The sequence below is a fragment of the Aeromicrobium sp. PFPM2_SD2 genome (genome assembly GCF_057364525.1).
The window spans coordinates 1-11,726 of sequence record NZ_JBNFNZ010000035.1 but is presented as its reverse complement, the minus strand read 5'-3'; the positions used below and the strand labels follow the sequence as shown (position 1 = coordinate 11,726).

Here is an 11,726-nt window from a genome sequence, read left to right as displayed (position 1 = left end):
TCGGCCGGCTGCTCGGCTGGGTCGCGGCCCAGGTCGACGGCGACGACGGCGGGTACGAGCCGCCGAGCGCGTCGAGATCTCGCGCCTGAGCGTCGACCGCGTCACGGCGATCGACCCCGAGGGCACCGACGGCGACGAGAACTCCGCGCAGGCCCCGCTCGCGGTCGACGGCTCGCTCGACACCGCGTGGCGCACGTCGGAGTACTTCGGCTCGCCGGACTTCGCCGGGCTCAAGGACGGCGTCGGTCTCGTCCTGGACCTGGGCGCGCAGCACGAGCTGACCTCCGTGGAGGTCACCGTGCCCGGGCCGACGAGCCTCGCGGTCTACACGTCCTCCACGCTCGAGCGCCGTCCGCGCTCGCCGGTGGGGATGCGCCTGGTCGCCACCCAGCGCGACGCCGAGGGTCGGGTGCGCCTGGCGCTCGGCGAGCAGGTGCTGAGCCGCTACGTCGTGGTGTGGATCAGCCGCGTCCCGCAGGTGCGTCCCGGCGTCTTCCAGGGGCAGGTCCAGGAGGTCGTCGTCCGCGGACGGCCGTGACGTCCGGCCCCGGAATAGCGACCGCCTAGACTGCGTTGACTCCAGCACAGCCGTCCACCGAGAGGTCGTCCATGTCCGACGTTCGCAACCTGATCATCATCGGGTCGGGCCCGTCCGGCTACACCGCAGCGGTGTACGCCGCCCGCGCCAACCTCGAGCCGCTCGTCTTCGAGGGCTCGGTCACCGCCGGCGGTGCGCTCATGAACACCACGGACGTCGAGAACTTCCCGGGCTTCCCCACGGGCATCATGGGCCCCGAGCTCATGGACAACATGCGCGCCCAGGCCGAGCGCTTCGGCGCCGAGCTGATCGCCGACGACGTCACCGCGGTCGACCTCACCGGCGCGATCAAGACCGTGTCGCTCGCCGACGGACGCACCTTCCAGGCGCACGCCGTCGTCCTGGCGATGGGCTCGGGCTACCGCAAGCTCGGCATCGAGGGCGAGGACCGGCTGTCCGGCCACGGCGTCAGCTGGTGCGCGACCTGCGACGGCTTCTTCTTCCGCGACAAGGAGATCCTCGTCGTCGGCGGCGGCGACTCGGCCGTGGAGGAGGCCACCTTCCTGACCCGCTTCGGCTCGAAGGTCACGCTGGTCCACCGCCGCGACGAGCTGCGCGCGTCCAAGATCATGCAGGAGCGCGCCTTCTCCAACCCCAAGCTGGAGATGGCCTGGAACTCCGAGGTCGCCGAGATCCACGGCGACGGCCTGCTCGAGGCGGTCACCCTGCGCGACACCGTGACCGGCGAGACCCGCCGCGTCCCGGCGTCGGCGCTGTTCATCGCCATCGGCCACGACCCGCGCTCGGAGCTGGTCAAGGGCCAGGTCGACCTGGACGACGAGGGCTACGTCCTCGTCCAGCCCGGCTCGACGGCCACCAACCTGCCCGGCGTGTTCGCCGCCGGCGACCTCGTCGACCACACCTACCGTCAGGCGATCACCGCCGCTGGCACCGGGTGCTCGGCCGCGCTGGACGCCGAGCGGTACCTGGCCGACCTCTCGCTCGCCGGAGCGCCCGCCCCGGCCGAGTCCCTCCTCTGACCCACCACTCACCCGAAGGAGCCCTCGTGGCCAACATCGAAGCTGTCACCGACGCCGACTTCCAGAGCAAGGTGCTCGAGGCCGACGGACCCGTCCTCGTCGACTTCTGGGCCAGCTGGTGCGGCCCGTGCCGCCAGGTCGCGCCGATCCTCGAGGAGATCGCCGCGGAGAAGGGCGAGAAGCTCACCATCGTCAAGATGGATGCCGACGCCAACCCGGTCACGCCCGCGCAGTACCGCGTCACCGGCCTGCCCACGATCAACCTGTACTACCAGGGCGAGGTCGTGAAGTCGATCGTCGGCGTGCGCCCGAAGTCGGCCATCCTGGCCGAGCTCGAGGAGTACACCGCCTGACCGTAGTCAGTCACTAAAGCAATAAGTCGACAAGGCAACTTGTCGACTTATTGCTTTTCTGGGAGTCATCGGCCTGATGGATCAGGCCTGCGGGTCCATGAGGCCCACGATCCGCTCGAGGTCCTCGAGCGTCGCGAACTCCACGGTGATCTTGCCCTTGGAGCGGCCGAGGTCGACCTTGACCCGCGTCTCGAACCGGTCCGAGAGCCGGGCCGACACGTCGGCCAGCTTCGGCGCGGTGGGCCGGGGGCGCGAGACGCGTCGCTCGGCCCGCCCGTCCGGGCCGAGGGTGACGATGCTCCTCCAGCGCGCGCACCGAGAGTCCCTCGGCGACGACGCGCTGGGCCAGCCGGTCCTGCACCTCGGCGTCGTCGATCGAGACCAGCGCGCGGGCGTGGCCCGCGGTCAGCACACCGGCGGCGACCCGGCGCTGCACGGCCGGGGAGAGTCGCAGCAGTCGGAGCGTGTTGCTGATCTGCGGACGTGAGCGGCCGATGCGCCGGGCCAGCTCCTCCTGGGTGCACCCGAAGTCCTGCAGCAGCGCCTCGTAGGCGGCCGCCTCCTCCAGCGGGTTGAGCTGGCTGCGGTGGAGGTTCTCCAGCAGCGCGTCGCGCAGCAGGTCCTCGTCCTGGGTCTCGCGCACGACGGCGGCGATCGTCCCCAGGCCGGCCTGCTGGTGGGCGCGCCAGCGACGCTCGCCCATGATGAGCTCGTAGGCGTCGGGCGCCGTCTGGCGCACGACGACCGGCTGCAGCAGCCCGATCTCCTTGATCGAGTGCACCAGCTCGGCCATGTGCTCCTCGTCGAACACCTGACGCGGCTGGCGCGGGTTCGGCACGATCTGGTCCAGCGGGATCTCGGCGAAGCGGGCGCCCTCGATCTCCTGCAGGCCGGACTCCTGCGCCTCGGCCGGCGTCGCCGGGATCAGCGCCTCGAGCCCACGGCCCAGTCCACGTCGTGCCATCAGTCCTCCAGCCGGTTCGCCATGACGGTCATCTCGCGCGCCGCCTCCAGGTACGACAACGCCCCGGAGGACGTCGGGTCGTAGGTGAGGACGGTCTGCTGGTAGCTCGGGGCCTCCGAGATGCGCACCGACCGGGGGATGGCCGTGCGCAGCACCTTGTCCTGGAAGTGCTCGCGCACCTCGGCGGCCACGCCGGCCGACAGGTTGGTGCGGGCGTCGAACATCGTCAGCAGGATGGTCGTCACCTCCAGGCGCGGGTTCAGGTGCGCCCGCACGAGGTCGATGTTGCGCAGCAGCTGGCCCAGGCCCTCGAGCGCGTAGTACTCGCACTGGATCGGGATGAGCACCTCGCGGCCGGCCACCATGGCGTTGACGGTCAGCAGGCCGAGCGACGGCGGGCAGTCGATGAGCACGTAGTCGACCCGGCGACCGGCGCGCTCGCGCACGTCGAGGTACGCCTGCAGCGCCTTGTCCAGCCGCGACTCGCGCGCCACGAGCGATACGAGCTCGATCTCGGCGCCGGCGAGGTCGATGGAGGCCGGCAGCACGTCCAGGGTCGGGATCTCCGGGCAGGTCTGCACCAGGTCGACGACGTCGTCACCCTCGACGATCGCCTCGTACACGCCCGGCGTGCCCTCCGCGTGCGGGATGTTCAGCGCGGTCGACGCGTTGCCCTGCGGGTCGAGGTCCACCACGAGCACGTGGAGGCCGCGCAGGGCGAGGGCGGCGGCGACGTTGACCGTCGTGGTCGTCTTGCCGACGCCGCCCTTCTGGTTCGCCACCACGAAGATGCGGGTGTCGGCCGGGCGGTCGAAGCGCTGCGTGCGCTCGACCCGGGCAGCCAGCTGCACGTGGTCCGCGGCCTCGCGCGCGAGGGGAGTGGCGTCGTCGAGCCCCAGTCCCGCGCCGGGGCCGGCCAGGGCGCCGGCCGAGGGCCCACCCAGGGGGTTGTTCATCGAGGCGACTCCTGCGTTTCACGTGAACCGGGCGCAGCCAGCCCACAGGCTGCGGGGAGGGCGGGGTCGTCCACGGCCATCCGGTCGGTTCGCTCATCGCTGCACCTCCACCACGGTCGTCGGGTCGTCCTGGGGTCCATAGGTCGTGACCACGATAGACCGCGCTCCGAGCTTCTCGAGCACGGACGCGTCGCGGTCGACCTCGTCCTGCGCCGAGCGGCCCTTCAGGGCCAGCAGCACGCCGTCGCGAGCGGTCAGCGGGAGGCACCAGCCGGCCAGCTTGCCCAGCGGCGCCACGGCGCGCGCCGTCACGACGTCGAACGTGCGGTGGACGTCCTCGGCCCGGCTGCGCACGACCTCGACGTTGGACAGCTCCAGCTGGTCCACGACCTCCTGCAGGAACGTCGTGCGCCGCTGCAGCGTCTCGATGAGGGTGACGCGCAGGTCGGGCCGGGCGATCGCCCACACGAGGCCCGGCAGGCCGGCGCCGGTGCCGACGTCCGCGACAGCGCATCCGGCCGGGACGCGGGGGAGCACCACGGCGCAGTTGACCAGGTGCCGCTGCCACAGGCGCGGAACCTCGCGCGGACCGATCAGTCCACGCTCGACGCCGTCCGTGGCCAGGCGGTCGGCATAGGCCCCCATGGCCGCAAGGCGGTCGCCGAACAGCGCGACCGCCTCGGCGGGGGGAGTCGTTTCACGTGAACCGTCACGAGCCGGGGAGCACCACCACGTGGCGCGCGTCCTCGAGACCCTCGGACTCGCTGGCCAGGCCGGCCTCCGCGACGACGTCGTGGACGACCTTGCGCTCGAACGGCGACATCGGCGCCAGGGCGACGCGCTCGCCGGAGTCCTTGACCTGGGCCACGGCCTCCTCGGCCAGCTTCACCAGCTCCGCACGGCGGGCGGCACGGTGCCCGTCCACGTCGAGCATGAGCCGGCTGCGCTCACCGGTCTCGCGGTACACCGCGAGCCGCGTCAGCTCCTGCAGCGCGTCCAGCACCTCGCCGTCGCGGCCCACGAGCGAGCGCAGGTCGCCGCCCGAGACGGACACCGAGGCGCGGTCGCCGTCGACGTCCATGTCGATGTCGCCGTCCAGGTCGGCGATGTCGAGCAGACCCTCGAGGAAGTCCGCGGCGATGTCACCCTCGCGGATCAGCTTCTCCTGGCTCATCGGTTCCCCTTCCCGTTGCCGGTGTTCGGGTTCTGGCCCTTCTTGCGCTGGCTGCGCGGCTGCTTCTTGGGCTGCTGACGCTGACGGACGACACGCTGCTCCTCGGTCTCGGCCACCTCGGTCTCCGCGGCGACGACTTGCCCTTGGCCTTGTCGCGCTCCTGCTTGGCCGCGAAGGCCGGCGTGCCGGGAGCGGGGTTGCGGCGGATGACGTAGAACTGCTGGCCCATGGTCCACAGGTTCGTGGTCGTCCAGTAGATGAGGACGCCGATCGGGAAGGCGACGCCGGAGATGGCGAAGACGAACGGCAGCACGTAGAGCAGGAGCTTCTGCTGCTGGGCGTACGGACCGTTCATGGCCTCGGCCGGCATGTTCTTGGCCATGAGCTGGCGCTGGGTCGTGAACTGCGTGGCGCACATGGCCACGACCAGGACGACCGCGAGGATGCGAGTCTCCCACAGGTTCGTGTTCACGAAGGTGTCGGCGATCTTGCCGCCGAGCAGGATGGCGTTCGACAGGCTCTCGGCCTGCTCGCCGGACAGGAAGCCGCGCGCGCCCTCCGCCCCGTTCTTGGCCGCCTGGTCGAGCACGCGGAAGAGCGCGAAGAAGATCGGCATCTGCACGAGGATCGGCAGGCAGGACGCCAGCGGGTTCGTGCCGGTCTCCTGGAACAGCTTCATCTGCTCCTGGGCCAGCCGCTCGCGGTCGTGGCCGTACTTCTTCTGCAGCTCCTTGATCTTGGGCTGCAGCAGCTGCATGTTGCGGCTGCTCTTGATCTGCTTGACGAACAGCGGGATGAGCAGCGCGCGGATCGTCACGGTGAGACCGACGATGGACAGCGCCCAGGTCCAGCCCGAGTCGGGGTCGAGCAGCTGGGCAAAGAGCCAGTGCCAGGCCAGCAGCACGCCGGACACCGCGTAGTACAGCGGCGTCATGATGGCCGAGCCGATCGACCCTAGGAAGTCGAGCATTCAGTTCCTCCGTGACGGACGGGCACCGGGTCGATTCCTCCGGCGCTCCAGGGATGGCAACGAGCGAGACGGCGCGCCGCGTACCAGCTGCCGCGCACGGAGCCGTGGGTCTGCACCGCCTCGAGGGCGTAGGCCGAGCAGGTGGGGTAGTAGCGGCACACGTCGCCGTACAGCGGACTGATGAGCAGCCGGTACCCCTTGAGCAGCAGGACCAGGACGTGCTTCACGACGTCACCAGTCGCCGGGCGACGGTCGACAGCGCGGAGTCCAGGTCGGCGGCCAGCTCGGCCGAGGTGGCCTGGGCGGCCGAGGGGTGCGCGCGCACCACGAGGTGGGCGTCGGCGGGCAGCACGTCCAGACGCGCGCGGACGAGCTCGCGCAGCCGACGCTTGACGCGGTTGCGCACCACGGCCGGCCCGACGCGCCGGCTCACGACGAAGCCGACCTCGACCGGGGCCGGGGCCGTGGACGCATGCACCACGAGATGCGAACGGCCCGCACGCACGCCGGAGCGCACGACGGACCGGAAGCTCGCACTCGCCCGCATGCGGTGCGCACGCGGGAGCAAGGCTCAGGCAGACAGCTCGGCGCGGCCCTTGCGGCGGCGCGAGGAGAGGATGGCGCGGCCGGCACGCGTGCGCATGCGGAGGCGGAAGCCGTGCTTCTTGGCGCGGCGGCGGTTGTTCGGCTGGTAGGTGCGCTTGCTCACGGAGGATCCTGTTCTTCGTCGACGGGCGGCGTGATGCTCGATCGCCACCGCTCGCCCGCGGACATGGTCGTCCTGCGGGCAGGCGGCAGTGGTCGTGACAACGACTATCCAACGGTACGGGTGCCCTCCCGTCCGGTCAAACTCGCGCGCAATAGACGATCCGCCGTCGGCCGTCCAGACGACACGCCGTACCGTGGTCCCCGAACCAGCCAACCACTTGTGACCGAGCGCTCGACGCTGCTAGCGTCGCCGGGTCGCGGGGGCTTTTCCACAGCGGAACGGGTCACGGACCCCCGTACATGCACACCTTGTGGAAAATCATGTGGATGCGAGCAAGGGGAGACATGACCGATCCGGGGACCACCGACGAGAACGACGCCGTCGAGGCGTGGTCGCGCACCGTCGAGACGCTGTCTCCGGGCATGAAGGTCTGGGTCTACTCGGCCCGGCCCGTCACCCTCCACGGCAACACGCTGATCGTCGCGGTGCCCGACGACCTCACCCGCACCCAGCTGGAGACCCGGGTCCGCGCCGCGCTCGAGGAGTCGCTCAGTGCGGCCTACGGGCAGCCGATCCGCCTGGGCGTGACGGTCGACCCGTCCCTGGCCGACCAGCCGGGCAGTCATGACGACTTGTCGACAAATCACTTTGACGCTTCGCCGACTCCGTCGCCGGCCCCGTCCGCGGAGGTCGAGGACGACGACGAGGACGACGAGGACGAGGACTTCGTCCCCAGCTGGACCGCTCGTCAGGCGCCGGCCCCGCGCAGCGGCTCGGTCGCCGAGGCCCGGCTCAACCAGCGCTACATCTTCGACCGGTTCGTCATCGGCTCGTCCAACCGGTTCGCGCACGCCGCCGCGGTCGCGGTCGCCGAGGCGCCGGGCAAGGCGTACAACCCGCTGATGATCTACGGCGACTCCGGGCTGGGCAAGACCCACCTGCTGCACGCCATCGGGCACTACGTGCTCCACCTCTACCCGGGCACGCGGGTGCGCTACGTGAACTGCGAGGAGTTCACCAACGACTTCATCAACTCCATCGGCGACAACCGGCAGGCCGCGTTCAAGCGCAAGTACCGCGAGACCGACGTCCTGCTCGTCGACGACATGCAGTTCCTGGAGAACAAGAAGGAGACGCAGGAGGAGTTCTTCCACACCTTCAACGTGCTCCACAACGAGAACAAGCAGATCGTCATGACGTCCGACCGCCACCCGCGGTACCTGGACCACCTCGAGGAGCGCCTGCGCACCCGCTTCCAGTGGGGACTGACGACCGACGTCCAGCCGCCCGACCTCGAGACGCGCATCGCGATCCTGCGCAAGAAGGCCGCGATCGAGAAGCTGACGGCGCCGGCCGACGTGCTGGAGTTCATCGCCAGCAAGGTGCAGACCAACATCCGCGAGCTCGAGGGTGCGCTCATCCGGGCGACGGCGTTCGCCAACCTCAACAACCAGACGGTCGACCTGCAGCTGGCCCAGATCGTGCTCAAGGACCTCATCCCCGAGGGCGGCGAGCCGGACGTCACGGCCGGCCTGATCATGGCCCAGACCGCCGCCTACTCGAACTTCTCCATCGACGAGCTGTGCGGCACCAACCGCAGCCGCAACCTCGTCCAGGCGCGCCAGATCGCCATGTACCTGTGCCGCGAGCTCACCGACATGTCGCTGCCCAAGATCGGCCAGGAGTTCGGCGGCCGCGACCACACCACGGTCATGCACGCCGAGCGCAAGATCCGCAAGCTCATGGCCGAGAAGCACGCCGTCTACAACCAGGTCACCGAGCTCACGAACCGCATCAAGCAGCAGGCCAAGCAGGGCTGAACCGGCTCCGACGCCCCCGAAAGTGCCCCCGGACGACCCGGGAGGCACTTTTTTTGTGTTTACACAGCTGGGGACAGACCTGTGGGAATCGGTGGACGACTGTGGACGCGACGGGGGACGACGGTGAACGCCGTGTGGGGACGAACGACACGTCCACAGCCGACGGGGACGCGTCCACGACCCGACCCGCAGGACTGTCCACGGGGTCGGCCGGATCGCAGGGCGATCAAGGGTTTTCCACGAGATCCACACCGGCTACTACGACTACGACAGAACTACACGACGCGCGAAGAGCCGAAGCAGGACGACCGCCCGTCCTGTGGACGTCGGGCCGACGAGGTCCGGTACCCGAGACCCCCGGCGCCGTGGCAGGATTCGTGTCGTTCCCCCAGCACGACATCCCCGAGAGGCGACACCAGGTGAGATTCCGGATCGAACGCGACGCGCTCGCCGACGCCGTGGCATGGACCGCCCGCAGCCTGCCCCACCGTCCGAGCGTCCCGGTCCTCGCCGGCCTGCTCGTGGAGACCGGTCCGGACGGCCTCACCCTCTCGGGCTTCGACTACGAGACCTCCACCCGCGCGACCCTGCCGGCCGAGGTCATCGACGACGGCCGCGTGCTCGTCTCGGGCCGCCTGCTCGCCGAGATCGTGAAGTCGCTGCCGAACAAGCCGGTCGAGCTCGCGCTCGACGGCACGAAGGTCGCGCTCACCTGCGGCGCCTCGCGGTTCAGCCTGCAGACGCTCCCGGTCGAGGAGTACCCGCAGCTGCCGTCGATGCCCACCGCGTCGGGCTCGGTGAAGTCCGACGAGTTCGCCCAGGCCGTGGCCCAGGCCGGCGCCGCCGCCGGCCGCGACGAGATGCTCCCGCTCCTGACCGGCATCCGCCTGGAGATGGAGGGCTCGACGATCTCGCTCATGGCGACCGACCGCTTCCGCGCCAGCCTGCGCGACGTGGCCTGGGCGCCGGAGCAGGGCGACGTCTCGGGCCACGCGCTCGTCCCCGCGCGCGTCCTGACCGACACGGCCAAGTCGCTCGTCTCGGGCAGCGACGTCACCATCGCGATCTCCACCGGTGACGCCGGCGACGGCCTCATCGGCTTCGAGGGCACCGTCGGCACCGGCACGCGCCGCACCACGACCCGCCTGCTCGAGGGCGACTTCCCGCGGGTGCGCCAGCTGTTCGCCACCCAGGGCGAGACGGTCGCCTACGTCTCGACCCAGTCGCTGGTCGAGGCCGTGCGCCGCGTGTCCCTGGTCGCCGAGCGCAACACCCCGGTGCGGCTCACGTTCTCCGACGGCAGCCTGCTGCTCGAGGCGGGCAGCGGCGACGAGGCCCAGGCCTCGGAGTCGATCGAGGCGAGCATCGAGGGGCCGGACATCTCGATCGGCTTCAACCCCAGCTACCTGCTCGAGGGCCTGTCGGTCATGCAGGAGCCGGTCGTGCACCTGGCCTTCACCCAGCACACCAAGCCCGCCGCGCTCGCCGGCGTGCCCGAGGTCGGCGCCACCCCCGACTTCGCCTTCCGCTACCTGATCATGCCGGTCCGGCTGCAGAGCTGACCGGTCCCACCCCCACCCCGCGAGGAGCTCTGGTCCGCGTGCACATCGGCCTCATCGGTCTCGGCAAGATGGGCGGCAACATGCGCACCCGCCTGCGCAACGCCGGCATCACCGTCGTCGGCTACGACCGCAACCCCGACCTGCAGGACGTCGACTCGCTCGAGGCGCTCGTCGACGCCCTGCCCTCGGACGCCCCCAAGGTCGTCTGGGTCATGGTCCCGGCCGGCGACCCGACCCGCGAGACCGTCCGCCAGGTCGGCGCGCTGCTGCGCGAGGGCGACGTCGTCGTCGACGGCGGCAACTCGCGCTGGACCGACGACGAGATCAACGCCCAGCTGCTCGCCGAGCGCGGCGTCGGCTTCGTCGACTGCGGCGTGAGCGGCGGCGTCTGGGGGCTGGACAACGGCTACGCCCTCATGGCCGGCGGATCGGCCGACGACGTCGCCAAGGTGCAGTTCGCCTTCGACGCGCTCAAGCCCGAGGGCGACTCCGGCTTCGTCCACGCCGGACGCGTCGGGGCCGGCCACTTCTCCAAGATGGTCCACAACGGCATCGAGTACGCGATGATGCAGGCCTACGCCGAGGGCTGGGAGCTGCTCGAGAAGGTCGACCTCGTCGACAACGTCACCGAGGTCATGGACTCCTGGCGCGAGGGCACGGTCGTGCGCTCGTGGCTGCTCGACCTGCTGGTCAAGGCGCTCGAGGAGGACCCCGGCCTGTCGAAGATCCGCGGCTACGCCGAGGACTCCGGCGAGGGCCGGTGGACGGTCGAGGCCGCGATCGAGAACGCCGTCGCCACGCCGACCATCGCCGCGTCGCTGTTCGCCCGCTTCGTCTCCCGCCAGGAGGAGTCGCCGGCGATGAAGGCGGTCGCCGCCATGCGCCAGCAGTTCGGCGGTCACGCGGTGCGCGCCGCGCAGGAGGAGGGCCTCGACCCGGCGTCGGCGGACCCCTCCGACCCCGTCTGACATGCACGTCACCCGTCTGGCCCTGCACGACTTCCGCTCCTACGACTCGGTCGAGATCGAGCTCGACCCGGGCGTCTCGGTCTTCGTCGGCGCCAACGGGCAGGGCAAGACCAACCTCGTCGAGTCGGTCGACTACGTCGCGACGCTGGCCTCGCACCGGGTGTCCTCGGACGCTCCCCTGGTGCGGGCCGGCGCCGACAGCGCGGTCGTCCGGGTCGAGGTGCAGCGCGGCGAGCGGTCCGCGCTGCTGGAGGTGGAGCTGCTCCCGGGCCGGTCGAACCGGGCGCGGGTCAACCGCTCGCCGCTGCCGCGGGTGCGCGACCTGGCCGGCATCCTGCGCACCGTGGTCTTCTCGCCCGAGGACCTCGCGCTGGTGAAGGGCGACCCGTCGGACCGCCGGGCGTTCCTGGACGCGCTCATGGTGCTGCGCACCCCGCGCCTGGCCGGCACGCGCGCCGAGTACGACCGCATCCTGCGCCAGCGCAACACGCTGCTCAAGACCGCCGGCCGCAACCGGCGGGCCGAGCTCAGCACGCTGGACATCTGGGACGAGAACCTGGCCACGGCCGGCGCCGAGCTCATGGCCGCGCGCACCCGGCTGCTGGACGACCTCGGTCCGCACCTGGCCGAGGCGTACGTCAACGTGGCGGCGCTGGCCGCCGCCGACCGCGC

Annotated in this window: 14 protein-coding genes and 1 pseudogene; 7 read left to right on the top strand and 8 right to left on the bottom strand. The window is 70.9% G+C overall.

Annotated elements, in window-relative coordinates; all coding sequences use genetic code 11:
* From AC2W7G_RS03675 to trxA, 3 genes are all read left to right on the top strand, one after another.
* Positions 1 to 538: hypothetical protein (locus tag AC2W7G_RS03675; protein WP_485867247.1), on the top strand; the 538-nt coding region annotated here is incomplete at its 5' end.
* A gap of 71 nt (positions 539 to 609) precedes the next feature.
* Positions 610 to 1,578, top strand: a complete 969-nt coding sequence (trxB, locus tag AC2W7G_RS03670) for a thioredoxin-disulfide reductase (RefSeq protein ID WP_485867246.1) — start codon at positions 610 to 612, stop codon at positions 1,576 to 1,578.
* A gap of 26 nt (positions 1,579 to 1,604) precedes the next feature.
* Positions 1,605 to 1,931: a thioredoxin gene (gene trxA, locus AC2W7G_RS03665; protein ID WP_019144053.1), complete on the top strand. Its 327-nt coding sequence runs from the start codon at positions 1,605 to 1,607 to the stop codon at positions 1,929 to 1,931.
* An 81-nt stretch (positions 1,932 to 2,012) separates the two neighbouring features.
* Here trxA and AC2W7G_RS03660 read toward each other — a convergent pair.
* From AC2W7G_RS03660 to rpmH, 8 genes and pseudogenes are all read right to left on the bottom strand, one after another.
* Positions 2,013 to 2,895 (bottom strand): annotated as a pseudogene (locus AC2W7G_RS03660) (ParB/RepB/Spo0J family partition protein).
* Positions 2,895 to 3,851 (bottom strand): ParA family protein, encoded by a 957-nt coding sequence (locus AC2W7G_RS03655; RefSeq protein ID WP_485867245.1) that lies wholly within the window; start codon positions 3,849 to 3,851, stop codon positions 2,895 to 2,897. Before AC2W7G_RS03655 ends, AC2W7G_RS03660 begins: the two are co-directional and overlap by 1 nt.
* A gap of 93 nt (positions 3,852 to 3,944) precedes the next feature.
* Positions 3,945 to 4,496 carry a 16S rRNA (guanine(527)-N(7))-methyltransferase RsmG gene (gene rsmG / locus AC2W7G_RS03650; protein WP_485867244.1) on the bottom strand — a complete coding sequence of 184 codons (552 nt, stop codon included), beginning with the start codon at positions 4,494 to 4,496 and terminating at the stop codon, positions 3,945 to 3,947.
* 64 nt (positions 4,497 to 4,560) lie between these two features.
* Entirely contained in the window at positions 4,561 to 5,025 is a 465-nt protein-coding gene (locus AC2W7G_RS03645; RefSeq protein WP_485867243.1) for a Jag family protein, read from the bottom strand.
* Positions 4,994 to 5,995 carry a membrane protein insertase YidC gene (gene yidC / locus AC2W7G_RS03640; protein ID WP_485867242.1) on the bottom strand — a complete coding sequence of 334 codons (1,002 nt, stop codon included), beginning with the start codon at positions 5,993 to 5,995 and terminating at the stop codon, positions 4,994 to 4,996. The genes AC2W7G_RS03645 and yidC overlap by 32 nt, the downstream gene beginning before the upstream one ends.
* Positions 5,980 to 6,222 (bottom strand): membrane protein insertion efficiency factor YidD, encoded by a 243-nt coding sequence (gene yidD / locus AC2W7G_RS03635; RefSeq protein ID WP_485867241.1) that lies wholly within the window; start codon positions 6,220 to 6,222, stop codon positions 5,980 to 5,982. Before yidD ends, yidC begins: the two co-directional genes overlap by 16 nt.
* A complete protein-coding gene (gene rnpA, locus AC2W7G_RS03630) occupies positions 6,219 to 6,563 on the bottom strand; it encodes a ribonuclease P protein component (protein ID WP_485867240.1) in 345 nt (114 codons plus the stop codon). Before rnpA ends, yidD begins: the two co-directional genes overlap by 4 nt.
* 3 nt (positions 6,564 to 6,566) lie before the next feature.
* Positions 6,567 to 6,704 (bottom strand): 50S ribosomal protein L34, encoded by a 138-nt coding sequence (gene rpmH / locus AC2W7G_RS03625; protein ID WP_485867239.1) that lies wholly within the window; start codon positions 6,702 to 6,704, stop codon positions 6,567 to 6,569.
* 344 nt (positions 6,705 to 7,048) lie between these two features.
* Between rpmH and dnaA the strand changes: the two genes are divergently transcribed.
* The 4 genes from dnaA to recF all read left to right on the top strand — a co-directional run.
* Positions 7,049 to 8,524 carry a chromosomal replication initiator protein DnaA gene (gene dnaA, locus AC2W7G_RS03620; protein ID WP_485867238.1) on the top strand — a complete coding sequence of 492 codons (1,476 nt, stop codon included), beginning with the start codon at positions 7,049 to 7,051 and terminating at the stop codon, positions 8,522 to 8,524.
* A gap of 419 nt (positions 8,525 to 8,943) precedes the next feature.
* Positions 8,944 to 10,086, top strand: coding sequence for a DNA polymerase III subunit beta (gene dnaN, locus AC2W7G_RS03615; RefSeq protein ID WP_485867237.1), 1,143 nt, complete (start codon positions 8,944 to 8,946; stop codon positions 10,084 to 10,086).
* Between the two features lie 38 nt (positions 10,087 to 10,124).
* The gene (gnd, locus tag AC2W7G_RS03610; RefSeq protein ID WP_485867236.1) at positions 10,125 to 11,054 is read left to right on the top strand and encodes a phosphogluconate dehydrogenase (NAD(+)-dependent, decarboxylating); all 930 of its coding nucleotides are present in this window, start codon (positions 10,125 to 10,127) and stop codon (positions 11,052 to 11,054) included.
* A gap of 1 nt (position 11,055) precedes the next feature.
* Positions 11,056 to 11,726, top strand: a 671-nt coding sequence (gene recF, locus AC2W7G_RS03605) for a DNA replication/repair protein RecF (protein ID WP_485867235.1), incomplete at its 3' end; no start/stop codon positions are given.